At 67.9% G+C, this 26,179-nt stretch carries 18 protein-coding genes; 8 read left to right on the top strand and 10 right to left on the bottom strand.

Annotation, left to right across the window (positions count from 1 at the left end; translation table 11 throughout):
- Window positions 1-14 precede the first annotated feature (14 nt).
- Both D187_RS08945 and D187_RS08940 read left to right on the top strand, forming a co-directional pair.
- The gene (locus tag D187_RS08945; protein WP_002623454.1) at window positions 15-1,394 is read left to right on the top strand and encodes a methylaspartate mutase subunit E; all 1,380 of its coding nucleotides are present in this window, start codon (window positions 15-17) and stop codon (window positions 1,392-1,394) included.
- Between the two features lie 64 nt (window positions 1,395-1,458).
- Complete coding sequence (locus D187_RS08940) at window positions 1,459-2,445, top strand: TauD/TfdA family dioxygenase (protein ID WP_002623455.1); 987 nt, start codon at window positions 1,459-1,461, stop codon at window positions 2,443-2,445.
- A 113-nt stretch (window positions 2,446-2,558) separates the two neighbouring features.
- Here the strand turns inward: D187_RS08940 and D187_RS08935 are convergent, their stop codons facing one another.
- Window positions 2,559-3,674 carry a glycoside hydrolase family 43 protein gene (locus D187_RS08935; RefSeq protein WP_002623456.1) on the bottom strand — a complete coding sequence of 372 codons (1,116 nt, stop codon included), beginning with the start codon at window positions 3,672-3,674 and terminating at the stop codon, window positions 2,559-2,561.
- A 143-nt stretch (window positions 3,675-3,817) separates the two neighbouring features.
- Here D187_RS08935 and modA point away from each other — a divergent pair, with 143 nt between their 5' ends.
- Entirely contained in the window at window positions 3,818-4,642 is an 825-nt protein-coding gene (gene modA / locus D187_RS08930; protein WP_002623457.1) for a molybdate ABC transporter substrate-binding protein, read from the top strand.
- Window positions 4,643-4,667: 25 nt separating this feature from the next.
- Here the strand turns inward: modA and D187_RS08925 are convergent, their stop codons facing one another.
- From D187_RS08925 to gstA, 4 genes are all read right to left on the bottom strand, one after another.
- Window positions 4,668-5,825, bottom strand: a complete 1,158-nt coding sequence (locus D187_RS08925; protein ID WP_002623458.1) for a GTP-binding protein — start codon at window positions 5,823-5,825, stop codon at window positions 4,668-4,670.
- Window positions 5,822-6,967 carry an anhydro-N-acetylmuramic acid kinase gene (locus D187_RS08920; protein WP_043428936.1) on the bottom strand — a complete coding sequence of 382 codons (1,146 nt, stop codon included), beginning with the start codon at window positions 6,965-6,967 and terminating at the stop codon, window positions 5,822-5,824. The genes D187_RS08925 and D187_RS08920 overlap by 4 nt, the downstream gene beginning before the upstream one ends.
- 161 nt (window positions 6,968-7,128) lie before the next feature.
- Window positions 7,129-8,142: a beta-helix domain-containing protein gene (locus tag D187_RS08915; protein WP_002623460.1), complete on the bottom strand. Its 1,014-nt coding sequence runs from the start codon at window positions 8,140-8,142 to the stop codon at window positions 7,129-7,131.
- Between the two features lie 93 nt (window positions 8,143-8,235).
- Window positions 8,236-8,844, bottom strand: coding sequence for a glutathione transferase GstA (gene gstA / locus D187_RS08910; RefSeq protein ID WP_002623461.1), 609 nt, complete (start codon window positions 8,842-8,844; stop codon window positions 8,236-8,238).
- Between the two features lie 158 nt (window positions 8,845-9,002).
- On the opposite strand from gstA, the gene D187_RS08905 reads away from it, so the two are divergent.
- The gene (locus tag D187_RS08905) at window positions 9,003-10,169 is read left to right on the top strand and encodes a DUF6051 family protein (RefSeq protein WP_002623462.1); all 1,167 of its coding nucleotides are present in this window, start codon (window positions 9,003-9,005) and stop codon (window positions 10,167-10,169) included.
- 13 nt (window positions 10,170-10,182) lie between these two features.
- Here the strand turns inward: D187_RS08905 and D187_RS08900 are convergent, their stop codons facing one another.
- On the bottom strand, window positions 10,183-11,412 hold the full coding sequence (locus D187_RS08900) for a hypothetical protein (protein ID WP_002623463.1): 1,230 nt from the start codon (window positions 11,410-11,412) through the stop codon (window positions 10,183-10,185).
- Between the two features lie 324 nt (window positions 11,413-11,736).
- Here D187_RS08900 and D187_RS08895 point away from each other — a divergent pair, with 324 nt between their 5' ends.
- Complete coding sequence (locus D187_RS08895; protein WP_002623464.1) at window positions 11,737-13,518, top strand: CotH kinase family protein; 1,782 nt, start codon at window positions 11,737-11,739, stop codon at window positions 13,516-13,518.
- A gap of 25 nt (window positions 13,519-13,543) precedes the next feature.
- On the opposite strand, the gene ccrA is transcribed toward D187_RS08895, so the two are convergent.
- Both ccrA and D187_RS08885 read right to left on the bottom strand, forming a co-directional pair.
- Window positions 13,544-14,740, bottom strand: a complete 1,197-nt coding sequence (ccrA, locus tag D187_RS08890) for a crotonyl-CoA carboxylase/reductase (RefSeq protein WP_211241480.1) — start codon at window positions 14,738-14,740, stop codon at window positions 13,544-13,546.
- Window positions 14,741-14,925: 185 nt separating this feature from the next.
- Window positions 14,926-15,942: a hypothetical protein gene (locus D187_RS08885; RefSeq protein WP_002623466.1), complete on the bottom strand. Its 1,017-nt coding sequence runs from the start codon at window positions 15,940-15,942 to the stop codon at window positions 14,926-14,928.
- A gap of 442 nt (window positions 15,943-16,384) precedes the next feature.
- On the opposite strand from D187_RS08885, the gene D187_RS49675 reads away from it, so the two are divergent.
- Entirely contained in the window at window positions 16,385-17,356 is a 972-nt protein-coding gene (locus tag D187_RS49675; RefSeq protein WP_002623467.1) for a hypothetical protein, read from the top strand.
- A gap of 254 nt (window positions 17,357-17,610) precedes the next feature.
- Window positions 17,611-19,062 carry a metallophosphoesterase gene (locus tag D187_RS49670; RefSeq protein ID WP_043428931.1) on the top strand — a complete coding sequence of 484 codons (1,452 nt, stop codon included), beginning with the start codon at window positions 17,611-17,613 and terminating at the stop codon, window positions 19,060-19,062.
- Window positions 19,063-19,169: 107 nt separating this feature from the next.
- Here the strand turns inward: D187_RS49670 and D187_RS08870 are convergent, their stop codons facing one another.
- Entirely contained in the window at window positions 19,170-20,894 is a 1,725-nt protein-coding gene (locus tag D187_RS08870; protein ID WP_020917891.1) for a M20/M25/M40 family metallo-hydrolase, read from the bottom strand.
- A gap of 488 nt (window positions 20,895-21,382) precedes the next feature.
- Here D187_RS08870 and D187_RS08865 point away from each other — a divergent pair, with 488 nt between their 5' ends.
- Complete coding sequence (locus D187_RS08865; protein WP_245591652.1) at window positions 21,383-23,386, top strand: glycosyl hydrolase family 28-related protein; 2,004 nt, start codon at window positions 21,383-21,385, stop codon at window positions 23,384-23,386.
- 49 nt (window positions 23,387-23,435) lie between these two features.
- Here the strand turns inward: D187_RS08865 and D187_RS49665 are convergent, their stop codons facing one another.
- Window positions 23,436-25,991 carry a sensor histidine kinase gene (locus tag D187_RS49665; protein ID WP_002623472.1) on the bottom strand — a complete coding sequence of 852 codons (2,556 nt, stop codon included), beginning with the start codon at window positions 25,989-25,991 and terminating at the stop codon, window positions 23,436-23,438.
- Between the last annotated feature and the right edge of the window lie 188 nt (window positions 25,992-26,179).

The following is a 26,179-nucleotide window of genomic DNA, read 5'->3' as shown; positions in this document are numbered from 1 at the left end:
AGAGGAGCCCCACCATGAACGAGCAGATACTGGCCATAGACAAGAACTTCTCCTACGAGCTGCCCACGCGGCAGGAGACGGTCGAGTACATCCGCAACCTGCGCAAGCAGAATGTCCACCAGCGGTTGAAGCAGGCGGATGCTTTGGGCACGTTGCTGGTCCAGCCGCGCTGTGGCGTGGGTTCCCAGCAGAAGATGGGCGAGTTGTTGCAGTTCCTGGAGCGCGAGGCCCAGCCCGACATCCTCTCGCTCACCATCGACGCGTATACGCGGTTGTGCCAGTTCGACAAGGCGAACGCCGTCCTCCAGGAGAACCCGCAGAACCTCAACGGCTATCCCCTGGTGTGCCACGGGTACAAGAAGGTGCGTGAGCTGAACGAGTCGGTTCAGGCGCCCATCGAGATCCGCCATGGCTCGCCGGATGCGCGCTTGCTGTTCGAGTCCTCCATCGCGGGGGGCATCACCTCCTTCGAGGGCGGTGGGATTGGCTACAACCTGCCGTATTCGAAGAACGTGCCCATCAGCTCGAGCATGCAGAACTGGCGCTACGTGGACCAGCGCTGCGGTGAGCTGGCGCAGGACGGCATCATCGTGGACCGGGAGCTGTTCGGCACCTTGACCGCGGTGCTCATTCCTCCCTCCATCGCCCTGTCCATGACCCTGCTCGAGGCGCTCTGCGCCGTGCGCGAGGGCGTCAAGTGCCTGTCCATCTCCTACTGCCAGGGTGGACACATCGCGCAGGACGTCGCCGCCCTCCGGGCCATTCGCAAGATGGCGGCCAAGTACCTGCCGCCGGACGTGGATGTCTTCCCCGTGCTGCACCAGTTCATGGGGGCCTTCCCCGCCGCCAGGCATGATGCCGAGGCCCTCATCCTCAAGGGAGCCATCGTCGCCAAGAAGGGTCATGCGACCAAGGTCATCAACAAGACCTACGAGGAGGCGCTCGGCGTTCCGACCCCCCAGGCCAACGCGCTGGGCATCTGGACGACCCGGATCGTCAACAGCACCATCTCCGACTTCGTGAAGGTGGACAGCGCGGAAGTCGAAGAGGAGTTGCACTGGATCCTCCGCGAGGTGGATGAAATCGTGGCCCCCATTCTCGAGAAGCCGGACATCTATCGCGCCATCGAGGAGGGATTCGCGGAGGGCATCCTGGACATCCCCTTCAGCGCCAGCCGTTATGCCAAGTCCGGTGTCCTGCCGATGCGTGACCGGAGCGGAGCCATCCGCTACCATAACCCGGGAGGGCTCTGCATGAGTGATGCGGTCCGTTCCCGCAACGCACAGATGCTCAACAACGCGACGCACTCGCCGTCCTTCAGCCTCTTCAGCAAGCTCACACGCGACATCATGTATTTCTCGAACATGTCGCTGCAGGAAGCCATCGAAGTCTGAGTCCCCATTCGCCGCACCCCGTTTCCTTTTCACATCGATCTCGCATCAAAGAAGGAGAATGCCCATGAAGCCTCTGGCTCTGGATGACACCCTGTCGAAGAACATTGGCGCGAAGCTGCAGGCCATCACCTCTCCGTACGAGAAGTTCGAGGACTCGCTGGTCCAGGTGTACAAGATCTTCGCGGAGCTCCCCGCGAACGTCATCAAGGACATCATGTCCTTCGGGCGTTTCCCCGAGAGCCCCGGGATGATGCTGCTGGAGAACATGCCGCTGGACCCGGTGCTCCCCCCGACGCCCAAGGACGGCAAGCCCGTGACGGCGCGCAACAGCTTCGTGGGCGAGGGCATCCTGCTCGGGCTGACCCAGATGCTGGGCGAGCCGGTCGGCTTCACGTCCGAGAAGTCCGGCAACCTCATCCACTACGTGACGCCGGTGGAGTCGGGCAGCTACACCCAGTCCAATCAGGGCTCGAAGGTGTTCCTCAACTACCACAACGACTCGGTCCACGATGAGAGCGGGTACTACCACCGCTTCAACCCGGACTACCTGATCCTCCACTGCATCCGCGCGGACAAGGAAGGCAAGGCCTACACGTACTACGCCGATGCGCGCGACATCTGCAAGGCGCTGCCGGCGGAGACGGTGGCCCTGCTGCGCCAGCCGCTGTTCCGCATGGCCGCTCCGAGCACCTTCTCGCGCGAGCGCGCCGGCGGCGCCCAGGTCTGGTCGAACCTGGTGCCCATCATCTCCGGGCCGGACGCCTTCCCCGAGGTCTCCATCGCCGCCAACGGCGTGAAGGGCGAGACGCCCGAGGCCGAGAAGGCCCTCGAGCAGCTGCACGCCGCCTGCCACGACGAGAAGGTCCACACCAAGGTCGCCCTGCGGCCCGGCATGACGATGCTCATCAACAACCGCAAGGGTCTGCACGCGCGCGGCGTGTTCGAGCCGGGGTTCGACGGTGAGGACCGCTGGCTGCTGCGGACCTATATCCGCCGCAACATGTGGGAGATGCGTCACCGCTCCATCGGCACCCAGCGGGTGTTCGCCTAGTCGAAGCAAGGCCAGGCAAGACGCCCCGCTCCACCGCGCCTCTGTCGCGGTGGGCGGGGCGTTGTCGTTTCCGCCCGAGCGTGGAGCCCGGGCGGTGAACGGCTCCGCGGGGACTACTCGTAGAACTTCAGGCTCCAGCCCGTGTTGCGCTCCGTGCCGCGCGTGTACGTGATGTTGCCCCACCACTGGAAGGTGCCCGAGTACCAGTAGCGCGCGCCCCAGAAGTCGCTCGGGTACTCGTTCTTGTTCACGCCGTGGTAGGCGAGGGGGAAGGTGGGGCCCGCGGGCGGGCTCGTGTTGGGGTCTCCGTTGAGCAGCACGAAGGAGTGGTGGCCCACGCCCTTGGCGTACAGCGTCGGATGCCACCCGCTCATGAGGGTGTTGGCCGCGGCGCCGAAGAGGCAGCCATTGGACTTGTACCAGTCCCAGACATAGGTGGGATCTCCCCCGGCCTTGAGCCGCAGATCCGCCAGACAGTAATTGGCGCCCCAGCTCCCATTGGCCGAGTACACGATGTGCAACTGGCCGCTCGGATCGATGAGGGGCTCGGGGCCCTCGTTGACGCGGCAGGGGGGATTGATGTCGACCTTCTCCCACGTCTCACGGGGCTGGGAGATGACGAAGCGCGCTCCCGTCACCTGCGTGGGGCTCGACATGCGCGCGAGGAAGAGCGTCTGCTCGCCGTTGCTGTCTCCCACCCAGCCGGACCAGACGAAGTACCACTGTCCCTGGTAGACGAAGGCCGTGCCGTCGATGGCCCACTTGTTGTCCGGCAGCGCCAGCGGCGCCGGCGCCGTGTAGCCCGAGTTGGGGCTCTGCGATTGAATGACATACATGCGGTGCGCGGCGCCCGCGCCCGCCGTGAAGTAGATGTAGTAGGTGGTGCCGCTCTTGATGAGCTGCGGCGCCCACACCTCGGCCCAGCCATTGGGGTTGCTGAAGACCACCTGGCGCGCGGCGCCCGACAGCCCGTCCACCGACGAGGCCGTGCGCACGTAGATGCGCCCCCCCTCCACCTCCGCGGAGATGTAGGTGCTGTTCACGCGGATGACGGTCGGGTCCGCGTTGCGGATGGACAGGCGCGCGGCCTGCTCGCTCGTGCCCACCGGCTCGTTGACGATGCTGGGGCCCACCGGCTCGTGGACGACGCTGGGGCCCACCTCGGGGCCTCCGCACGCCAGGAAGGACAGCGCCAGTGCCATACCGGGGTAGATCTTCGACAGCCTCATGGGGGCTCCTCACCGCTCGACGGGAATTCCTCATGTTCTAATTATTCGGGAACTTCCTGTCTATAAGGAAGGCTGCCTGGGCCGCCTTCTTCTGCCGCGGGCTCTTCGTGCACTCCTGGGCCGGGCGTGGATAAAGAGGAGGGATGAAAAAGCTCGTGAGGAGCGCGTTCCTGCTGGGAGTCCTGCTCATCCTCGGCGCGGGCTTCGTGGCCGGCATGGGTGTCTCCGCCGCCGCGGACGCGCCGCCCCCGCCACGCACCCACACCCTGCGGATCGCCGCGGCGGCGGATCTGAAGTTCGCGCTGGACGAGCTGTTGAAGGACTTCCGCGCGAAGCACCCCGACGCCCGGGTGGAGGTCACCTACGGCGCGTCGGGCAACTTCCTCGCCCAGCTCTCCCAGGGCGCGCCCTTCGACGTCTTCCTCTCCGCGGACATGTCCTACCCGCGCAAGCTCGTCGAGCAGGGCCTCGTGGCGCCGGACGGGGTGTTTCCCTACGCCGTGGGCCACCTCGTCCTGTGGGTGCCCCGGGACTCGCCGCTGCCCGTGGAGAAGCTCGGAATGAAGGCGCTGCTGGAGCCGGGCGTGCGGCACATCGCCATCGCCAACCCCCAGCACGCCCCCTACGGCCGCGCGGCCGAGGCCGCCTTGAAGAGCCAGGGCCTCCATGACGCCGTCAAGGACAAGCTGGTGCTCGGGGAGAACGTCGCGCAGACGGCCCAGTTCGCGCAGAGCGGTGCCGCGGACGTGGGCATCATCGCGCTGTCGCTCGCGCTCGCCCCGGCCATGAAGGCACAGGGTCGCTATTGGGAAGTCCCCACGAGCGCCTACCCGCGCATGGAGCAGGGCGGGGCCATTCTCCAGAAGGCAAAGGATCCGGAGCTGGCCCGGCGGTTCCGCGACGCGCTGCTCGGCCCCCAGAGCCGGCCGCTGCTCGAGCGCTACGGCTTCACCGCGCCGGGGCCGTGACGGAGCACGTCCCGCGAGGCGTGGCTCACTCCGTGGCGGGCGCGGGCAGGCCGGCGGTGTGGAGCCGGGTGAAGATCTGCATCAGCACGTACAGCGCGAACGCGGCGTCATCCACGCGGTGGTTGCCGCCGCGGGCCCCGAGCGTCTGCAGCTTGAGCAGATCTCCCCCATCCACCTGGAGCAGGTAGGCCTGTGCGCCCAGGGGCCCCTCGCCCGCGAGTGCGAGCCCGCGGCGGGCGGCATCGATGCAGGCCTGGATGCACGTGCCGTAATCTCCGGCGGCGAACGCGCCCTCCGCGGCCCGGGCGTGGTCGAACAAATCCGAGGGCGCGAGCGCGCTCGCGGCGCCCAGGGGCCTCTGCCCGGTGAGCCCCGGGGGCGCGATGGGTGGGACCACCACCTGCGGTGAGGCCCCCACGGCGGGCATGCTCCGCGACGGCATGGCGGGGCGGGGGGCCGCGACCGAGGTGGCCGTGGACGACGCGGGGGCGGCCACGGGGGTGCGGCCCACCAGGTGCTGGCTGAGCTCGGCTTCCAGTCCTCGCCCCGCGGGACGGGGAGCCGCCACGGGGTTGGCCGCGCGGGGCGGGGGGACGATGCGCTTGGCCCGCAGGTCCTGGATGACCAGCCGGGTGATGCCCTTGAGCACGTCCAGCACGCCCTTGCCGCTGATGGCCTCGGTCTCGAAGTCGGGGACGAGGCGGGGATTGAGCGCCTCGCGCAGCTCCGCCACGGGCAGGGCCGAGGGCAGGTCGCGCTTGTTCCACTGCACCACGAGCGGGAAGCGCTCCAGCCGGATGCCCTGCTCCAGCAGGTTCTCCTGCAGGTTGGCCATGGACTCGCGGTTGGCGTCCATCATCTCCGGCTGCGAGTCCGCCACGAACACCACGCCGTCGGCGCCCTGGAGCACCAGCTTGCGCGTGGCGTTGTAGAAGACCTGACCGGGCACGGTGTACAGCGCCAGCCGCACCGTGCAGTCGTTCACCCGCTCCACCTTCACGGGCAGGAAGTCGAAGAAGAGCGTCCGGTCTCCCTCGGTGGCGATGGACATCATCTCGCCGCGGTGCGCGGGGCGCACCGTTTCGTAGATCTTGCGCAACGTGCTCGTCTTGCCGGACAGACCCGGTCCATAGAAGACGATCTTCGCCGCCACTTCCCGAGCTACCAGGTTCACGCTGCTCACGGTGTCAGCTTTCCTAGAACGACTTGACGCCTCGCGCCAGTCGCTGACGGCACGTTCGCCGGAGTTCCCGCCAGATGCTCGTTGGCCAGCAGCGCGAAGCACACCGCTTCCTTGGCGCCCTCGGGCAGGCCCAGCACATCCACCGGGTGCACCGGCAGGGGCGCGAGCCGCGCCGTCAGCCGTTCCATCAGCACGGGGTTGCGGATGCCGCCGCCGGACACGTACACCGCCTCCAGCGTGAAGCGCGGCAGGAGCCAGGTTTCGTAGGCGCGCGCCGTGGCCTCCACGGTGAACTCCACCGCCGTGGCCATCAAGTCCTGGGGCCGCGTGTGCCGGGCGCGCTCCCACAGCCGCGTCACCAGCGCGTCCCCGAAGCCCTCGCGTCCGGCGCTGCGTGGCGGGGGCAGGGCGAGGAAGGGGTGGGCGAGCAGCTCCTCGAGCAGGTGCGGCACCACGTGGCCCTCGCGCGACAGGTGGCCGTCGAGATCGCACGAGAGCTGGCCGCCGGAGATGCGCCGCGCCAGCCCATCCATCACCATGTTGCCCGGTCCGGTGTCGAAGGCGACGGTGTCCTCCAGCCGCTCGCTCACCACGCTCACGTTGCCGATGCCACCCAGGTTCTGCAGCGCCCGGGCCACGCCCGGCTTCCGGAACAGGGCCCAGTCCAGGTAGGGCACCAGCGGGGCGCCCTGGCCTCCCGCCGCCATGTCCCGGGTGCGGAAGTCGCTCACCACGGCGATGCCGGTGCGCTCGGCGATGACGGAGGCCTCCCCGAGCTGAAGCGTGGAGGGCGTGTCCGACAGGCTCGAGGGCCAATGGGCCACCGTCTGTCCATGCGAGCCGATGACGTCCACGTCCTCGGGGCGCAGGCCCGCCCGGGTGATGACCTCCAGCGCCGCCTCGGCGAAGTGCTCGCCCAGGGCGAAGTTCAGCTCACACAGCGCGCGGGCGTCCTGGGCGGAGAGCACCCGCTGGGTGAACTCCGGGGAGAAGGGCCGCGAGACGTGGGCGAGCAGGGTGATGCGAACCCCCGCTCCGGTGCCCTCGATGCGGCAGAGCACCGCCTCCACCGCGTCCACGCTGGTGCCAGACAGCAGCCCGACACACAGCCGTGCGCGGGAGGGGTGGGATCCCGAGTCCATGTCCTCAATGTAAAGCCTGGCTCCCTCGCCCGCCGGGCTCATCCGGGGTGAACGACGAAAATCCCTCACTCCGGGAAAGCCTGGGGAGCGCGGGCGGGCCTCCCCTGGTGGGGCTGGGAGTGGCGTGGGGGTAGTCGCCCGGATGCCCTCCGGGTGGCGGCTCAGGGGCGGGCCGAGCGGCCCGTTCCCTCCTGGCGCCGCGTGTCCGGAGCCACGCGGAGGCGCTCGTTCGTGCCTCCGGGTGGGGTGGAGCCCCGAGGCTGTCGGCCGGAAGCGGCCGGGAGGTTGCGCCGGGGTGTGTCCTGGCGCGGCTCGTCGTCGACTTCGCGCTGGCGCTCCTGATTCTTGCGCCACTGCCGGATGCCGGGGCACTCCGGCGGCTCGTTCACCTGGGGTTCGATCGCGCAGTCGCCGACGTCCACCGCCGAGGGCAGGGGGCGGGAGAGTCGCGGGGCCGGAGCCTCCTGCACGGGTGTGCGTCTGGTGGGGGTTTCCGTCCGGGGGGGCTCCGGGGGCGGGACGGAGGGACGTTGCCGGGCAGCGGGTGGGGCGGGGGGCTCCGTGTTGCCCCGGGACGAGGACGTGCCGTTGGCGAGCCGGTTGTCCTGGGCGCGGGTCTCGCTCGGCGCCATGGAGCCCGCGGGAGACGCCCGCTCACGCCCTCCACATCCGCTCACGTCGTTGGCCTGGAGCGAGGAGGAGCCCCACGTCACCTGGATGCAGTCCCGGGCGAGGGCGCTCACCGAGGTGTTCCTCACCGCCGCGCTCATGCCCAGGGAGATGCCCTGGGTGGCCAGATCGATCCGGGCGCCGTCGATGACCGTGCCCCGGCCTCCGCGCACCCGGACGCCGTACCAGGAGCCCGGACGGCCATGGGAGGTGAACTCCACGGGTTGTGACGGGGTGCCGCGCACCACCAGCGTGCCGTCGACGATGAACTCCACGCGCTCGGGGTCCACGCCGGAGCGCAACCCGTCCTCGGGGATGGCGATGATCTGCACGCCGGCTTCCACCGTCAGCTTCGCGGCCCAGGGCACCGTGACGTCCCCGGTGAGCACGTAGGGGTTGAGGTCCTTCTTCCACACCGTGTCCCCGGCGGGCAGCGCGCCCTGAACGTCCACGGCGGACGCCAGGGCGGGCAGCAGCAACAGCAGGGCGGACAGCACGGCGCGCATGACGGAGTGAGCGTAGCTCCCACTCCGACAGATCGTCCAGGTCATCCGACCTGGACGGTTGCTTTCCGGGCGGCATTCACCCTCGGTGGAGGCTTACTTCAGCAGGCCTTCGGCCTTCAGGGCGGCCTGAACGTTGGGACGCGCGGCCACGCGCCCCTGGTAGGCCTGGATCGCCGGGAACTTGCTCAGATCGACGCCCACGTGCCCGCTCCAGCTGAGCACGGTGAAGAGGTAGGCGTCGGCGATGGTGAACTGCTCGCCGAGGAAGTGGGACTGCTTGGACAGCCGCTCGTTCACCGCGGTCAGGCGCTTGTCGATGTTGCCCTTCACGATCGTCCGGGCGTCCTCGGGGAAGGCGGGATTGAAGAGCGGGCCGAAGCCCTTGTGCAGCTCGGTGCCGATGAAGTTGAGCGCCTCCTGCAGCTTGTAGCGCTCCAGGGTGCCGTTGGCCGGCGCGAGCTTGGCCTGGGGCGCCTTGTCGGCGATGTACTGCACGATGGCCGGGCCCTCGGTGAGGGTGCTGCCGTCGTCCAACTGCAGGGCGGGCACGTAGCCGTTGGGGTTGACGGTGTTGAAGTCCTTGCCGCTCTCGGTCTTCTTGGTGCGCAGGTCGACCTTCTCGATGTCGAAGGTCTGGCCCGCCTCGCGCAGGACGATGTGGGGCGACAGCGAACAGGCACCAGGCGTGTAGTAGAGCTTCATTCGAGGATTTCCTTGGGAAGAGGTTGCCCCGAGACGGCGGGCGCGCCTATTTGCCCACTTCCTCGGGCTCTCGCCACGAATTCCGTCCGCATTCCAGTGACTGACCGTGTACGTGACACTTCGCGTTATCGGATCGTCGCTCCACCAGGAGGCTGTTCATGGGTTTCATCGGCACGTACCGCGGGCTGGCCGAGGCCTTTCAAGGGGGCCGGGGCCATGGGCCGATGGACGCCGGGCTCGTCCTGCACGCCCGGCGGTTCCTCTCCGCTGCCCAGGTGCCCTGGGCGTCCACCGCTCCGCTCGAGGGGCTCGTGCCCGGCTCCTTGGAGAGCCAGGTGGACCAGGGCGACGACTGCGAGGAGAACCGGACCTTTCCCTACCGCATCCTCGCGCCCACGGGCCTCGAGCGAGGAGCCCGGGGGGTGGTGCTCCTGCACGGCCTCAACGAGAAGAAGTGGGAGAAGTACCTGCCGTGGGCCAAGGCGCTCGCCGAGGGGCTCCGCGCGCCCGTCATCCTCTTTCCCATCGCCTTCCACATGGAGCGCTCCCCGGCGCTCTGGTTCGAGCCCCGGCCCATGCGGCAGCTCAGCCGCGACCGCCAGGCCCGCATCCCCGGCCTGGAGCTGTCCTACTTCGCCAATGCGGCCCTGAGCTCCCGCCTCCACGCGCGGCCCGAGCGCTTCCTCTGGGCGGGTTTGCGCACCTTGGAGGACGTCGTGGCGCTCTCCCAGCGCGTGCGTCAGGGGGAGGAGCCGCTGCTGGCGCCGGACGCGCGGCTGGACTTCTTCGGCTACTCCATTGGCGCTTTCCTCTCGGAGCTCCTCCTGCTGTCGGATGAAGACGGACGCTTCTCCGAGTCCCGGGTGGTGAGCTTCTGCGGCGGCTGCGTGCTCTCGCGCCAGGAGCCGCTGGCGCGGGAGATCCTCGACAGCGCGGCGGCCCAGGCGTTGCGTCACTTCCTCCTGCGGGAACTGGAGCCGCTCAAGCGGGTGCGGCCCGAGCTGAGCCGGTTGTTCTCGGAGCACCCCGCGGGCCGGGCCTTCGAGCTCATGGTGAGCGAGGAACACCTGCGCGCCGAGCGGGAAGCGGCGCTGCGACGGGTGGGCTCGCGCATCCAGGCCATTGCCCTCCAGGAGGACCGGGTGGCGCCAGCGGGCGCCGTGGCGGACACCTTCGCGGGGACGGGCGCGCGGGTGGACATCCTGGCGCCTCCTTATGACTACGAGCACGTCAACCCGTTCCCCGCCGTGACCGCCCTGGAGGCGGACGTCGAGCGGAGCTTCTCGGACGCGTTCGGGCGTGCGGTGGAGTGGCTGGCGCGCTGAGCCGCGCGCCGGCTCAGTAGACGGAGAACCCCAGCGACCAGGAGTGGACGAAGCCGCGGGTGTCTGGATTCGAGGAGGGCAACCAGTCCTGGGTCCAGCGGAACGTCAGCCCCAGGCGCGTGGTGAGCTCCAGCTCCGCGAGCGCGCCGAAGGAGATGTAGGGCCGCGTGCCCTCGGTGGTGGGCAGGCCCACGCCCGCGGTGGCGGACCAGGATTGTCCCCCGCCGACGAAGGGGCCCAGGTGCAGGCGCCACAGGGACAGGGGGTACCACTGCGCCTCCAGGCCGAGGCGCGCGTTGTAGTAGCCGCGCACGGCGTTGTCGTCGAACTGCAGGCGCGTGTCGGCGAGCAGGCCGAACGTCTTCGTGGGGTAGTAGCCGAGCGCGAAGCGGAAGCCCGGGCCTCGCTCGGTCCGTCCCCGGGGGAGTGCGAGGCTGTCGTTGCCCGCGCCGAACTGGTACGAGAAGCCCGCGCGGTTGAGGGGGGCGGCCCCGCTGAGCCACATGCCGGCGCCCTCCTCGCCCGAGAGCGTGACCTCGGAGACGGTGCTCAGGTCCGCCGCCGTGAGCTCATCGAGCGCGACGATGCTCTGGCGCCCGTCGCGGTGCCACAGGTGCACCGGGTGGTGCGGGTGCACGGCGATCGAGCCCTCGTAGCGGGCTCCTTCGGTAGCGGCCAGGCCGATGCCCACCGCCACGCCCACGACGACGGCGACCACCAGGAGCTTGTCGACTCCATTGATGTTGCCGAGCCCGCCGGAGGAGGAACCGCCGGAGGAGCTGCTCGACGTGACGTTGTCGGGGACCGGCGAGGCGCCGTGGACGCCCCCGCCGGCCGAGGAGCCGTGGACGTCGGCGGCGGTCGCCACGACCGGTGACCGGTAGATGGGAGGCTCGTAGTAGGGCGTGCCGTAGAAATCGAAATAGAGGGACGGCACCCAGTGCCCATGGTGGGTGACCCCGTAGCCGGGAGGCGGCTCGCCCGGGGGCGGCTCCCAGGCGGGGGCCGGCTCCGGATCCTCCGCGGTCGAGAAGCGCTGCACCGCGTAGATGTTGCGTCCGCGCTCCTGCGGAGGCGTCTGGACGAGGCGCTCCAGCTCTCCCCGGGACACCTCGTAGTGGTGGCCCAGACATCCGCTCGTCAGCATCAGTGCGATGAGGGGAACGATACAGGCGGGGGAGCGCCAGGGGCTCGTCCGGCGCGAGTGTTCGCTCGCGGAAGCCTTCCGGGTGTCATGCTTCATGCTGTCTCCTGACAGGCACACGATGCCATGCCGGGCAGGCGTCGAACAGGCGACACCCCGCCCGCTGACGCGATTCACGTGCGCACTTCTCTCGGGGCGAAGGCGTGGGGCTCCCTTCGGTTCCGAGTCCTCGCGGCTTTCCCATCCGGTCCACCGGAGTGCCATTCGGTGGGTCCGGGAGTCGCCACGGTGGGAAGGATTTTTCCCTGATGTGGGAGGAAACGGGCCCGAAGAGACGCCTGGACGTGGTTTTCCGTTCCATTTGGGGACCCAGCGTGAGGCACGGCGTCTGCACGGTGGGCCGCGACTCTGCACGGAGGCGGTATGGGACGATGGAGTGGGTTGCTGGGGATGAGCGTGGTGGGATTGCTGGCGTGTGGGCCCGGCGCCATCCCCGCGACGACGGATTCCGTGGGGGGCACCCTGGGCTCCGATCCCGCTGTCCCCACGCCTCCGGCGTCCTCCTCTGGGACGGGGAACACCCCGCCTCCGGGGAACGCGGGCACGCCGGGAGGAGCGGGCGTGCCGGAGCCGGGGGCCTATCCGCCGGTGCAGAGCCGCGTCCCGGTGTTCGAGCTGCGCATCTCCCCGGCGAACCTGGCGCGGCTGGACGCGAAACCGCTCGAGGACGTGTCCGTGCCGGCCGAGGTGGTGCTCGACGGGCGCGCGGCACCGGCGCGGGTGGAGTACCGGGGTGCCAGTACGCGCACGCTTCCCCAGAAGAGCTTCAAGATCAAACTGGACAAGGGCCACGAGCTGGAGCAGCGGGATCAGTTCGAGCTGCTGGCGAGCTGGTACGACAGCGGCAAGCTGACCGAGAAGTTCGCGGTGGATCTCTACACGGCCCTGGGCCTGCCGGTGCCGAGCGCCCGCTATGTGCGCGTGAGCCTCAACGGCCAGCACAACGGGCTCTACCTGGACATGGAGCACGTGGGGAAGGAGTACCTGGAACACCACGAGCTGGAGAAGAACTCCGCCATCTACCGCTGCGGTGGCCGCAACTGCGAGCTGACGCTCGAGGCGGGCTCCCACCAGGACGACTTCGAGAAGAAGACGCAGGAGTCCCAGGACAACTCCGACCTGGGAGCGTTCCTCGAGTGGATCAACCGCGGCGACGACGCCCAGTTCGAGGAGAAGCTCGAGCAGTTCGTGGATGTGGAGGCGTACCTGGGCAACCTCGCCGCGGACATGCTCATCTCCAACATCATCATCGAGGACTCGCGCAGCTATTGGATTCACGAGCCGCGCAAGGATCAATGGCAGTACACCCCCTGGGATTTGAACAACGCGCAGATGCTCGCCTGGCGCACGTGGGCGCCCGAGGATCCGCCCATCACCAACCGCTGGCCGCAGACCTTCAGTCTGTATGATCCCCTCGTGCAGCGCGTGTACGAGCAGCGCGTGACGGAGCGCCCGGCCTACCGGCCCACCTGGAACGTGCTCAATACGCGCATCTGGGACAGGCCGGCCCTGCGGGCCCGGCTGCTGGCGAAGCTCGAGGCGGCGCTCGCGGGTCCCTTCTCCCAGGCCCGGGCGAGTGCTCACATCGACGCGCTCTGGGCGGTGGTGGGGCCGGAGATGGCGCGGGATCCGTATGCCTCGCCCGCGCACGTGGCTCGGGCGCGCGACTTCCTCCAGCGGTATGTGCGCGAGCGCCGCGCCTTCCTGCTCCAGACGCTGGGTGAACTCAAGAACCACGGCACGGGCCCCCTGGTCATCCAGACGGTGTCCGCCGGGAGCAAGGGCTATGTGGAGCTGTACAACCGGGGGACGTCCGCCGTGTCCCTGGCGGGGTATGAGCTGACGAACGACTTGCGAGCCACCGTGCGCGCCCGGCTGCCGTCCGTCACGTTGAATCCGGGCCAGCGCCTGCGCCTGGCGGCGGATGGCAAGACGTCGGAGGGCGCCACCCATCTGCCCTTCGTCCTGAGCCGCCAGGGCGGCGAGGTGGGCCTCTTCAATGGCAATCGCTTGTCGGCCAGCGGCAAGCCGCTCGTGTATGGCCCGGAGGATGTGGCCTATTACGGCCCACTGCCCTCGGGGATGAAGTATGGCCGGGTGACGCCCGGGAGCGAGGACTTCGAGCGCCAGCCCACCGGCTCATGAGTGGGCACCACGAGTGGCGGGGGCGCTACGGCGCGTCCTTGAGGCCCGGACGCGGTGCTCCCACGAGGATGGCCATGTTGCCATCCGGGTGCTTGTTCTCGCTCATGAGTTGGTGCGCCTCGGCCAGGTTGCCGAAGGAGAACGTGCGGGACAGGCAGGGCGAGAGCCGTCCGTCCCGCAGCAGCTCGTTGAAGGCGGCCGCCTGTTCGCGGTTGGCGAAGTGGGAGCCCTGCAAGCGCTTCTGCCTCATCCACAGGTAGCGCAGATCCATCGTGGCGTTGTAGCCGGTGGTGCCAGCGCAGGTGACGACCATGCCCCCCGTCTGACAGAGGAAGATGCTGGTGGGGGTGGTGCTCTCGCCCGGGTGCTCGAAGACGAGGGTGGGGTTGCGCTTCTCTCCGAGCGCGTCCCAGAAGGCCTTGCCGAAGGCCTTGACGCCCTCCATCCACCGGTCATACGCCGGGGTGTCCATCCAGTGCGGCATCATCCCCCAGTGATCGAAGTTCCGGCGGTTGATGGTGCCGACCGCGCCGAGTTGTTTGCAGAACCCGGCGCGCTCCTCACTGGACACCACGGCCACCGGCCGCGCGCCCGCGAGCACCGCGAGCTGGATGGCCATGCAGCCCAGGCCTCCCGCCCCTCCCCAGACGAGCACCGGCTCGCCCTTCTTCAGGGTGTTGGGCGTCCAGCCGTGCAGCATCCGGTAGGACGTGGCGCCCACGAGTGTCGGCGCCGCGGCCTCCTCCCACGTCAGGTGGGGCCACTTGGGCAGGCATTGCAGCTCCCGCACCCGGGTGAATTGCGCGAAGGAGCCCCAGTTGGATTCGTAACCCCAGATGTGGAACGAGGGGTGGAAGACTGGATCCATGCCCTCGGCGATCTCCGGCGCGTCCTCGTCCCAGCGGCCGCAGTGGACCACCACGTGGTCTCCCACCCGTACCCGGGTCACCTTCTCGCCCACCGCATAGACGATGCCGCTGGCATCCGAGCCGCCCACGTGGAAGTCCGAGGGATCTCCATGGCGAGCGTGCAGCTTGCACGCATCCACGGGGGTGCCCTGGGCGGCCCAGACGTTGTTGTAATTGATGCCGGCGGCCATCACGAGGACGAGCACGTCCCTGGGACCCAGCGGGGGGACCTCCAACTGCTCGAGCTGGAAGGCCGTGCGCGGCTCGCCGAGGCGCGAGGAGCGAATCACCTGGGCGAACATCCGACGGGGCACGACTCCCAAGGGGGGCAACTCACCAATGGGAAAGCAGTCTGGGCGCATGGGAGGCGATCTCACGGGGGTGGGGGTGGGGGTTCACCGTGAGTCTTATAGGCGCTCCGTGTCCCTGGGAACAGGGAAGCACCCGCCGCGGGGGCCGGGTGCCGCCGGGTTCCCTCGCCTTTGGTGGCGAGGGGAGGTCACTCGCTCCAGTAGGTCTCGGTCAGCAGGCTGAAGCCGCTCACGGTGTCGACGAAGATGGCGACGTTGTTGCCGCTCCACGGATCGTTCGCGTAGCTGAAGTAGCACCCCTTGAACGAGCGCCCCGCGGTCCGTGCGTCGAGGTTGGCCAGGCCGGCGTCGATCACGCTCTGGGGAATCTCCTTGTTCCGGTTGGCGAGGTTCAGCGTGTCCAGGAACTCGGCACGCACTTCGGCGGCGTCGGCCAGGTTCGGGCGGACGGTCGCGCCATACGGAACGCTGCTCGGCTCGAGCCCGAAGCACTCCAGCTGGCCAACGCGGTAGGTGCCGCGCGTCGTCACGACCTCCCACCAGTCGAAGTGGCGGGCCATGTTCGCGCCGTAGAGGTCCTTGTTCGGCAACGCGTTCACCGTGGCGATGAGCGCCTCGAGGGGCCGGCTCAGCGTGGCCGCGTTGCGGAGGTTGCGCAGGCCCACCTCGCTGATCCCCGTGACATTGGAGATGGCCTGGACCGACGTGAACGGGCGCAGGTTGAGCAGGTTCACGGCGCCATTCCACGCATACGGCAGGACGTCATGCAGCTCGCTGTCACTGATGCGGTTCACCAGCGACACGATCGCCGCGGCGTCATCGGTGGACACCGCGAGGCCATCCAGGATGCCCACACAGTTCGGGCCGACGTACTCCTCTTCCCGGGCGCCGCCCTCGATCTGCGCGATGCGGGTCGGACCGACCAGCCGGACCGAGGCGACGTCCGCCAGGGACGTGAACGGCGACGACGTGCGCCGGGCGATGAGGTTGTTGGCGACGTCGCTCGGCAGGTACACGTCCAGCGTCTGGAAGGACGCCGTGTTCACGAAGTCGATGATTCCCTGGCACTCCGGCGCCACGTCCACGTCCGTGGTGGTGAGCGGCGCCCGCTGCTGCGCGATGGACTCGGTGGATGGAGAGGGTTCGGTACCACCGCAACCGGCGAACAGGCTCACGGCGAGAAGGGCTTGGCCAAGACGACGCATCAGGGACTCCTATCGAACAGACAAAGGGGGGATGCGCCCCAATACACCAACTCCAACCGGCGCTCGGGTGACTATCCTGTCACTTGACATCCTTTCCCTCGCCCCATCTCCGCACCCGGCTCATGACGCGATGTGGTCCACCGCCCCTCTTCGCGGGGGTCGGCCCTCGCTCGGGGTCCCCTCCGAGACCCCTCGCGCGCGAGACCGGTTCGGACTGGAGTCACCACCCCTGGTGACCGCTGTCACCAGCGATCACCCGCGGGAGGACCGTTCTTCTCAGGCTCCGAGAGGGACTCCGGCGCGGATAACCCACGTTTTCTCGAATGGTGGGGATTTCCAAGGCACATGGACGCTGGCATGATGGCTGCAATACTCTTCCCCATCGCAGTCACTCACACCTCCCCGCGCAGCATCCCCCCCCCGCCATTTTCCGGAGCTTCCCATGTCCTTCTCCGTCAAGAACAACTCCAACAACCTGTTGCTCCAGCTCCTGCAGAACTCCCCCACGCAGGGCACCCAGGGACAGGGCAAGCTCAACCTCGAGACCGCTGGCAAGATGCTGCAGATGCTCGGGCAGATGATGACGGCCCTGCAGACCCTCCAGGACAGCGTTCAGGGCCAGGGTGACTCCTTCGGGAGCGGCAACAAGCCGGGCGGCGCGGGCGGCGCGGGCGGCGCGAACGGTTCCGGCGGCGCGGGTGGCGCGGGTGGCGCGGGTGGCGCGGAAGGCACCAATCCGCTGATCCAGCAGTTTATGCAGCTGCTTCAGACGCTGGGGGCCCTCCAGAACCAGCAGGCGGGCGGCAACCAGCAGGGTGCCGGGGGTGGCGCGCCGGGCGCCGCCGGTGGCACGCCGGGTGGTACGCCGGGTGGCACGCCGGGCGCGCAGGGAGGGGTGACGTTGCCCTTCGCCGCTCAGGCCCAGGTGCTCAACAACGCGAAGCAGGAGCAGGCCGCCCTGCTGGGCAAGATCTCCGAGGGCGTGAAGTCCGGGAAGATCACCCCGCAGGAGCTCGGCCCGCTGATGCAGGGCGTGAAGAAGCTGGCCGAGGCGACCCGGGCCGCGTCGGCGGACGGCAACGTCACGGCCGAGGAGGCGGCGAACCTCCAGAAGCTGAGCATGGAGAACATCAAGAACACCAAGTCGGCGTTCGAGAACGGTGACAAGGCCTCCTTCGCGTCCATCAACCCGGCGGCCCAGCACCAGGCCCAGCAGATCAGCGACATCGCCAAGGGCCTCGAGGACGGCTCCATCAGCAACCTCGAGCTGACCGACCTCGCCGAGGAGCAGGGCGCGGTCGCCGAGGCCCAGGGCAATGTCTCCTCGACCGAGGACGCCTCCAAGGTGCTCCAGGCTCAGCAGATGATCGACCTGACCATCCAGCTGGCTCGTATGACCGGCAACAAGGCCTGAGCCACTCCCTGAATCAGTCCTTCACCCCTCATCGGCTCCGTGCCGGTGGGGGGTGACTCATTTCTGGGGGTCCTCGACGAAGGCCCCCGGCCGGTCGAGCGTCTCGTCCCACTCCTTGGAGATGAGCGCGATCAGGGAAAAATCCCGTCTTTCCTTTTTTTCTGGGACGGAGGCCGGGCCGGTCGCTCTTCCTCGGGGAGAAGAGACGTGGGGTCAACCACCTCGCGTCTGACCCACCCTGGAAGGAGACATCCTTGAGGACGTTGAGATTCGTCGCATCCCTGGCACTGGCGGGCGGGCTTTCCGCCTGTGGAGACAGCCTCCCGGCCGAGGCTCCCGAGTTCGCCACCGTCGGGTCCGCGTTGGACTGCGCCGCCCTGAGTGCCCCCGTGTATCACCGCATCCGGACGAGCTCGGGCGACAGCCTCTACACGACCAACGCGAACGAGGCGGCCAACGCCGCGACCACCTACGGCTATACCGATGACCGCGGCGTGGCCTTCCGCGCCGCCAGCGCCACGGGGACGGGGTTGTCTCCCGTCTACCGCATCTACAGCCCGAGCCGGGGCGAGCACTTCTGGACCATCGACGCGACGGAGAAGCAGGACCTGGTGAGCACGGGGGGCTTCACCACCGACGAGGGCATCGGCTTCTACGCCTCGAAGACGGCGGACGCGTGCCTCGTGCCCGTGTACCGCTTCTCCAACACGACGCTCAAGAAGCACCGCTTCGCCACCACCCAGGCCGAGCGTGACAGCCTGCGCGCCGCCGGGTGGGCCGACGAGGGCATCAAGCTCTACGCCGCGCCTTCCTCCCCCCAGCCAGTCGACACGAAGTTCACCTTCGTCGTCATCCCGGACACGCAGAACGAGGTCGTCAGCAACTCGACGCTCATCGACCACCGCATGCAATGGCTCGTCGACAACAGGTCCGCGCTCGACATCCGCTTCGTGACGCAGACCGGAGACATGCAGAACTGGGACACGCCCGACCACATCCAGTACGAGCGCGCCAGCAATGCCCTCGAGAAGCTGGACGCCGCCGGGATTCCCTACGCGCTCGCCATTGGCAATCATGACTCGGCGGCCACGTGCCCTGGCGGCAGTGCCTGCCCGGGCAACGTGAACGCCAACCTGCGCAACACCACCACGTTCAACACGTACTTTCCGGTGACGCGGTTCCAGGCGCTCGCGGGCGTGTACGAGACGGGGAAGTGTGACAACGCCTATCACACGTTCACGGCGGGAGGCCTGAACTGGCTCGTGCTCAACCTGGAGCTGTGGGCGCGCACGGGCGCGGTCGAGTGGGCGAAGACCGTGCTGGCCCAGCATCCCCGCCACAACGTCATCGTCATCACCCACTCGCACCAGACGAGCAGCGGTGCCATCGAGCAGAGCAACGGGGGCTATGGCAACAACAGCCCCCAGTACGTGTTCGACAACGCGCTCAAGCAGTACGCCAACGTGCGGTTCATCTTCTCCGGTCACGTGGGCACCTCGGCCTACCGGAAGACGACCGGCATCCAGGGCAACGAGATCCACCAGATCCTGACCACCTACCATGACTCGTCGACGAACCCGACGCGGCTGATCGAGGTCGACACCGCCGCGAACACCTTCTCCACGCGCGTGTACTCGCCCTACACGAACGCGGAGAAGCAGGACGGCTCGAAGTTCTCCGTCAGCAACGTCTCCTGGGTCCGTTAGCCCTGAGCGGTCCCTCACCCCTCCTGGTGGGGGAGCCCGCGTGACCCCATCCTCGGCGGGAGGGGACGGGGTCGCGCGGAACGTCGCTGGAGGCTTCTCGTCGCGGACTAGTGGAAGTCCGGCGTGACGCGCATCGGCGTGAAGAGGGGCGGGACGGTGGACGAGGCCTTGGCCGCGCCTTCCACCTCATCCGTCAACAGGTTGTAGAGGATGTTGGCGCTCTTGCGCAGATCCCCGACCGGAGCGCCCTCGTTGATGCCGTGGAAGTTGATGGGCGGCCCCAACTTCTTGGTGAACAGCGCGCCAGCGGCGATCAGGTGCGTATTGCCCTTGGCATTCGTCGCGCCACCCACCGCCAGTGTCGGACACTGCTCGCCGAGGAGCTGCTCGTACGCCGAGCTGACGCGCTGGAACGTATCGCCCGTCGTCAGCCGGACGTCGGGTGGAAACAAGGTCGTCGTCTGGAATGCGAGGGTGTACCCGGCCTCGGCGGGGAATTGCCCCAGCAACCGCGTGAAGATTCCCGGGAAGCGGCTGGGAGTTCCCTTGACTCCGACCAGGCCCTCGGTCTTGCCGTCCCAGGCCACGCTGTTGTGGCCAAGGGCATAGCGGACGTCGACCTCTACCCGCGCGGCGATGTCGGGAGCGCCCGCCGGGTCGGTGTAGAAGCGGGTCACGGCATACGTCGTCCCGTTGCCCGCCGTGAAGACCGCATCGTTGCTCAGCAGCAGGTCCGGGTGGTGCTCGCCGAAGACCTGGGTGCCCCAGCTCCAGGTGATGAATCGGGCCATCTCGCTGATTTCATTGCGCGCCAGCGGGTTGCCCACCTGCGAGCTCAAGAAGTTGGCCAGCGAGACCAGCGGGTTGGCGCCCCCCTCCCGGTTCTCATCCGGCGTCGAGGCGTGCTGCGCACCGCTCACCTTGGTGGTGAGGACGAGGCGGTTGTTGGCCAGTCCCGACGTGTCCACGGTCAGTTGGGCCCGGCGATAGGCGGGGTCGTCGAATCCATGGCCCTGGTACAGAGACGCCACCTGCTGGGCGAAGTTCTGGAGCGCCCGCGGGGAGTCCGAGCGGATGACGGCGGTGGCCGAGTCGGCAATCTGGTTCACGGGCCCCTGGGGGGTGTTGAGCGATTCAATCCACACGCCCGTTGGCGCCGCGGTCCCGCGCTTGATGGTGAAGACGGGGCGCTCCATTCCCTTCTCGGCGCGCACGCACCAGATGCCGTCGAAGATGACCCCCAGGTTCGGGTTCTCCTCCGGCTTGTCTTCCAGGTAGTAGGGCATCGCCATGTCGGTCTCCTCCGAGGTGTCGAAGAGGACCTCCAGGGTGACGCGGTCGAGCCTGGGATCTCCGTCGAACTGCCGGGCCACGGCCTTCAGGACGTTGAAGGCGACGAGGGCGGGGCCCTTGTCGTCGATGGAGCCGCGGCCGACGTAGAATTCCTGCTCCGAGCCCAGATAGAGCCGCTGCTCCTTCACGAGCGTGAAGGGCGCCCAACTGTCCTGGTTCCCAGCGGGAACCGTGTCCAGATGGCTGCTCAGCGCGACCCGGCGCGGCCCGGAGCCCACGCGCACGCCGAAGAGCCAGTACTCACGGCCATTGATCGTCTTCTTCCACTCGAAGGGGACGAGCTTGTGGACCTGCTGCGTCGCATTGAACTGCTCCGTCTGGAGCTGCAATTCCTGTTGGAGCTGCTGGATGTTGGCCACGACCTGGGCCTCGGACAGGTCCGCCCCGCGGTAGGTCTGGACCGCGACGAACTTCGAGAGGTCATCGAACAAGCGTTCGTCGATGTAACGCTGGAGTTGTTCGAGTCCATCGTTCGACAACGCCTTCTTCGACGGCCCCTCTTTGGCCGGGGTACACGCGCACACAAACCCTAGTAGCGCCACCAAGGCGAGTCGGATTCTAAATATAGACATGTCATTCTTTCTGTTCACACGGAGCATTCGCTCCGCTTCGGCTGGATCCGTCCCTTCAGGGAAGGCCCTTGCAGACAATGACAAAGTTCTTCCGTGACGACAGCCAGGGTGGGGGGCTCATAATCAAGGCGAGCCAATGAAGTAAAGCGAATCTGTAACCTCGCGAACTCACTCGATGTAGAGCCTGGCGTATGGCCGCAACTGAGAACTCTCTGAGAAATGCGGGCTGCAACGCCTGGCTTGGAATCTTCTCAGGAAAGCCCACCGGCTTGCTGGAGCAGGGGCGGAGTTGTCGGGTTCGGTTGACAATCCACAGAGAGCTGACTAGTCATATTCATGAAAAAGCCGCGTCCCAATTTCTTGCATGGGCGTGTGTGTTGATTCTCAGGATGGATATGAAAGCACTCGTTCGTGGGAAACTGCTATCGCTCCTGGTGCCACTGTCGGCCGTGCTCTCGGCTGGGCCCGTGCTGGCGCAGGTGGGCGCGAGCACTCCCTTCGTGACCCTGGAGGCGGAAGCGGGAACGCTCGGCGGTGGCGCGACCCTGAGGGCGCTGGCCCCAGGCCCGCTGCCGGCCGCATCGACTCCGGAGCTCGAGGCCTCGGGCCGCCAGTTCGTCCAGCTCGACGCGACCGGCGAATCGGTCTCCTGGACCAACACCACGGGCATCGCGATCGACAGGATGGTGATTCGCGCCTCGATTCCGGACGCACCAGGAGGAGGGGGCATCACCGCCACGTTGAACCTGTACGTCGACGGGGTGATGCGCCAGGCCATCACCCTGAGTTCCCACCAGAGCTGGGTCTATGGGACCGGCACCTGGGACAACAACTCGCCCTCGGGCGGAGCGCCCCAGCGCTTCTACGACGATCAGCGGGTCGCCATCACCGGGACGCCCATCGCCCCGGGGAGCAGGTTCATGCTCCGCAAGGACGCGGCGAACACGGCCGCTTTCTACCACCTCGATCTGGTCGACGTGGAGCGCGCTCCCGCGGCACGGGTTCAGCCGACCAATACGCTCTCGATCACGAGCTACGGGGCGGTCGCCGACGACAACGGAGATGACAGCGATGCCATCCAGAACTGCATCAACGCCGCGCAGGCCCAGGGAAAGGGGGTGTGGATCCCCGCTGGCCGCTTCGACACCCGCCGGGTGATCTCCGCGAAGGGAATCACCCTCAGCGGAGCGGGCATGTGGTACACGACGCTCTACCGCGATGTGCCCATTCCCAACCAGGGTATCGACCACTGGTGGGAACTCGAGAACTGCACGCTCCGGGATGTCTTCATCGACGTGCCCTCCACCGGGAGGAACAGAAACCTCGGCGCGAGCTATGGACTGACCCTCTCGGGTGCCACCGGCTGGCTGGTCGAGCGCGTCTGGATCCAACACACGGATGCCGCGATGTGGGCGAGCGGCTCCCATGGCACGGTCCGGGATTCACGGATATTGAATCCCTGGGCGGACGGCATCAACCTGAACAGCGGTCCTGGTGCGGACCATGCGGGATACAATCTGACCGCCCAGAACAACTACGTGAGGGGATCCGGTGATGATGGCCTCGCCATCAACGCGGATGTGTTGTGGCCCCAGATGGATACCGTGAGGTTGTTGAACAACACCTCGATCTGCGCTGTCGGAGCGAACACGCTGCGCATCGCGGGAGGCCGGAACGTCACCGTGCAAGGCAACCTCGTGGCCGATCCGGCCCAGGAGGTCGGCATGGTCGTGGGCGTGTTCCACGCCGGCCGTGCTCTGGAGTCCGCGCTGGTCCAGGGCAACACCATCCTCCGGGGGGGCGGCTTCAGGCCTTACGGCGGGGTGAACGCCGCCGCGGTGATCGGGCATGACAACACTCCTGTCGCGGCGACGTTCGATGGCAACCTGATCATCGACTCGCTCGGCGAGGGGGTGCTCATCGGGACCTACGACGTGGACCTCGTTTTCAGTGACAACACGATCACCCATCCCGCCGCCAACGGCATCCGGATCAAGGCGGGCACCACGGGGACGGGAGATTTCGAACTCAACACGGTGTCCGACCTCGCCAACGGCCAGCTCGCGTTCGTCAACGGCTCCAGCGGCTTCGCGACCACCTTCGCTGGAAATAGCTGGGACACGAGCGCCCCCGGCGTGGTCTTCTTCCAGGACATCAATTATGGCGGCGTGGCCGGCCCGGCGTTGCCCGTGGGCAACTACACTCTGGCGCAGCTCTCGGCCCTGGGGGTGCCCAATGATTGGGCATCCTCGGTGAGGGTCCCCAGTGGACGGACGTTGATCATGTATTCAGATGACAACTTCTCGGGTGCTTCGTGGACCAGGACGGCGGACACCCCGGATTTCACCACCCTGAGCCCGAACGCGAACAACGTCATGTCCTCGTGCCGGATTCAATGAGAAGGAAGGGGAGGAGGGCAGGGCAGCCGACCCGGAACCCTCCCCCATGTCACCTGGGTCTGGTGCGTGGCAGGACAACGGAGAAGGTGGCGCCGTGCCCGGGTGCGCTCTCCACCTGGATGCCGCCCCCCATGGCATCGAGGATCTGCTTCACGATCCACAGGCCCAGTCCGAAGCCGCTGTAGTTGCGCTCACTGGCCACCCGCTCGAACTTCTGGAAGAGGCGGGCCTGTGCCTCGGCCGCGATGCCGATGCCGTGGTCGCGCACCGTCACCGTGGCCGAGGCCGCGTCGGCGCGTACCGTCACCGTCACGGGCTGGCCGTGGCCGTACTTGAGGGCATTGGACAGCAGGTTCTGGAGCACCTGATCCAGCCGCAGCCGGTCCCACTCACCCACCACCGAGTCGGGGACGTCCAATCGCAGCTCACAGCCCGCTCGGGCCGCGTCCTCCGCGCAGCGCGCGGCCACCTCTCGGGTCACGGCGACGAGGTCCACCTCCCCCACCTCGAGATTCAGCCGTCCCTCCGTGATACGCGACACGTCCAGCAGCTCCCTCACGAGGCTGGCGAGCCGGTCCACCTGGCGCTGGATGGACGGGAACTTCACGCGGACCGTCTCCGCGATCACGCCGGGCAGCAGCGACTCCAGGCCACGCCGCAGTCCATGGAGATTCAGCTTGAGGGAGGTCAGGGGGGTGTTCAGCTCATGGGAGGCGATGCCGAGGAAGGTATCCCGGGCGCGGATCGCCTCCCGAGCTTCCTTGTAGAGAAGGGCATTCTCGAGCGCCATGGCGGCGCGCCCGGCCAGCTCCTCCGCGAGCGCGAGGTCGGCCGGGCCATAGCTCTGTCCCGGCTCGGACCGCATCAGCGAAATCACGCCCATCGGCCTGCCTCGGGTGACGAGCGGAACCATGATGCAGGAGCTCACGCCCAGGGCTCGTATCAGACGCAGGTGCTCCTCGTTCTGAGTACCCCCCACCAGCACTGCCTCATCCACCACATCGACCAGATGGGGCCGTCCCTGCCGCAACACCCTCAGGTAGCGCTCATCCCGATGGTGGTTGGGGGAGAAGCGGCGCTCCAGTTCCTCGAGGAGCGGCAGCTTGTCGGCGTCCTTGTGGACGGCGACGATACGATCGAGCGACCGCTCGTCGTGGAGCGCGGTGACGGTGCACCAGTCCGCGATGGCGGGGACGGCCAGCTGCGCGATGCGGGTGAGCGTGGCCTCGTAGTCCAGGGATTGCATGAGGGCCGTGCCTACCTGGGCGAGGAAGCTGGCGCGCTGCTCGGCCCGCCGCTGCTCCGCGTAGAGGCGGGCCCGTTCCAGGACCTGGGCGCACAGGTGGGCCAGGGCCTGCTGTAGCTCGCGCTCCTCCCTGGACAGGGGACACCATGTCTCGTAGGCGAAGCCCATCGAGCCGATCACCCGGTCCTCCACGCAAAGGGGGAGGCTCGTGCGGGTACCACCCTGGAAGGTGTCGGTCCGCGCGGCGTCCGGGTACTCGCGCAGGTAGTCCTCCTCCGAGTCACAGAAGATGGGCCGCCGCGTCTTCACCGCGTCCACCGGCACGAGCTTCGTCGTCATGGGAATGCGGCTGTATTGGCGAATCGGGTCGTCACCCAGCCCCACCGTCCCCACCGCGATGAGTTCCGTGCCGTCCGGGCTGAGAAGGCTGAGCCCTCCCGCCCTCGCCCCCAGCAATTCGATGCCCGCGGAAGCGCTGATGCGGGCCACCTCGGCGGGTGTCAGGGCACGCGAGAAGGCGGCTGTCACCTCCTGCAGCTTCGAGGTGCGCTGGAGGTGCGCGACGCGCTCGGCCTCCACCCGCTTGTGCTCGCTGATGTCCTGGACGGTCACTCCGCGAGCGAGAATCGCCCCCGCGGCATCGCGCACGGCCGTCATCTCGAGCATCACGGGGAAGCGGCTTCCGTCCTGGCGCAGGTGGACGGACTCCCAGGTGACGTGTCCCTCTTCATGGACCTGGCGCAAGAGCTCGGGGAGCCGCGCCCGTTCCTCCGGCGCGAAGAGGGCCTCGAGCGCCATTCCCTCCATGTCGCTCGGGGAGTACCCGTGCATCCGGCAGAACGCCGGGTTGGCCCATGTGAGTCCCTGGGCGTCTGGCATCCCGAAGACGACGCCAATGGACGAGCTCTGGAAGAGCATCTCCAGCATGCGGAGGTTCTTGCCGAGGGACTCCTTCTCCGCCACCACCTCGCGCAGCCGATCGCGCTCGGCTTCCGCCTCTTCTCGCGCCACCCACTCCGCCGTCTCGTCCTTGAAGGCGATGGCCACATGGGACACGTCGCCCCTCGCGCCCATCAGGGGAAAGAAGGTGCAGGAAATGGCCGCGCGCCGCGCCTCGCGCACGCCGAGCTCCCGGTGCGCGTTGGGGTCATACCAGACCGTGGGCGCCTGGATGGTCTCGCCTCGGAAGGCACGGCGCACGAACCCGACCAGCCCCGTCCGCTCGCTCTCCTTGTCCTCGAAGAGGTTGTACCCGGGCGGCGGCTCGGCCCCGAACATTTCGCGATAGGCCCGGTTGCTCAGGCGCGCGTGCCCGCCCGCATCGAAGATGATGAAGGGCACGGGGGAGCGCGTGAACATTCCCTCCAGCAACGCCAGTGGCTCGGGACTCCATGCGAGCCCCTCCCTCGGAGGGCTGTCTGCCGGGTTGGAAGCAGGTGCTCCCGCGGGCTCATCCTGGGAAGCCACGTCGCGTCCGGCGTTGTCGTTCGGGGAGGGCGGATTGGACACGGGGACCTCGGCGGAGTCGCCTTAACATCTACTCCCGG

Source organism: Cystobacter fuscus DSM 2262 (assembly GCF_000335475.2).
Lineage (GTDB): Bacteria > Myxococcota > Myxococcia > Myxococcales > Myxococcaceae > Cystobacter > Cystobacter fuscus.
The sequence above is the reverse complement of the archived record's forward strand: the minus strand, read 5'-3'. Positions and strand labels throughout refer to the sequence as shown.

Excerpts from the sequence above, each read along its gene's own strand:
- D187_RS08935 (WP_002623456.1), bottom strand. The coding sequence starts at position 3,674 with ATGAGGCTGTCGAAGATCTACCCCGGTATGGCACTGGCGCTGTCCTTC.
- D187_RS08905 (WP_002623462.1), top strand. The coding sequence starts at position 9,003 with ATGGGTTTCATCGGCACGTACCGCGGGCTGGCCGAGGCCTTTCAAGGG.
- gstA (WP_002623461.1), bottom strand. The coding sequence starts at position 8,844 with ATGAAGCTCTACTACACGCCTGGTGCCTGTTCGCTGTCGCCCCACATC.
- D187_RS08885 (WP_002623466.1), bottom strand. The coding sequence starts at position 15,942 with ATGCGTCGTCTTGGCCAAGCCCTTCTCGCCGTGAGCCTGTTCGCCGGT.
- D187_RS49665 (WP_002623472.1), bottom strand. The coding sequence starts at position 25,991 with ATGTTCACGCGCTCCCCCGTGCCCTTCATCATCTTCGATGCGGGCGGG.
- D187_RS08915 (WP_002623460.1), bottom strand. The coding sequence starts at position 8,142 with ATGCGCGCCGTGCTGTCCGCCCTGCTGTTGCTGCTGCCCGCCCTGGCG.
- D187_RS08895 (WP_002623464.1), top strand. The coding sequence starts at position 11,737 with ATGGGACGATGGAGTGGGTTGCTGGGGATGAGCGTGGTGGGATTGCTG.
- D187_RS08940 (WP_002623455.1), top strand. The coding sequence starts at position 1,459 with ATGAAGCCTCTGGCTCTGGATGACACCCTGTCGAAGAACATTGGCGCG.
- D187_RS08920 (WP_043428936.1), bottom strand. The coding sequence starts at position 6,967 with ATGGACTCGGGATCCCACCCCTCCCGCGCACGGCTGTGTGTCGGGCTG.
- D187_RS08945 (WP_002623454.1), top strand. The coding sequence starts at position 15 with ATGAACGAGCAGATACTGGCCATAGACAAGAACTTCTCCTACGAGCTG.
- D187_RS08865 (WP_245591652.1), top strand. The coding sequence starts at position 21,383 with ATGAAAGCACTCGTTCGTGGGAAACTGCTATCGCTCCTGGTGCCACTG.
- D187_RS08900 (WP_002623463.1), bottom strand. The coding sequence starts at position 11,412 with ATGAAGCATGACACCCGGAAGGCTTCCGCGAGCGAACACTCGCGCCGG.
- D187_RS49675 (WP_002623467.1), top strand. The coding sequence starts at position 16,385 with ATGTCCTTCTCCGTCAAGAACAACTCCAACAACCTGTTGCTCCAGCTC.
- modA (WP_002623457.1), top strand. The coding sequence starts at position 3,818 with ATGAAAAAGCTCGTGAGGAGCGCGTTCCTGCTGGGAGTCCTGCTCATC.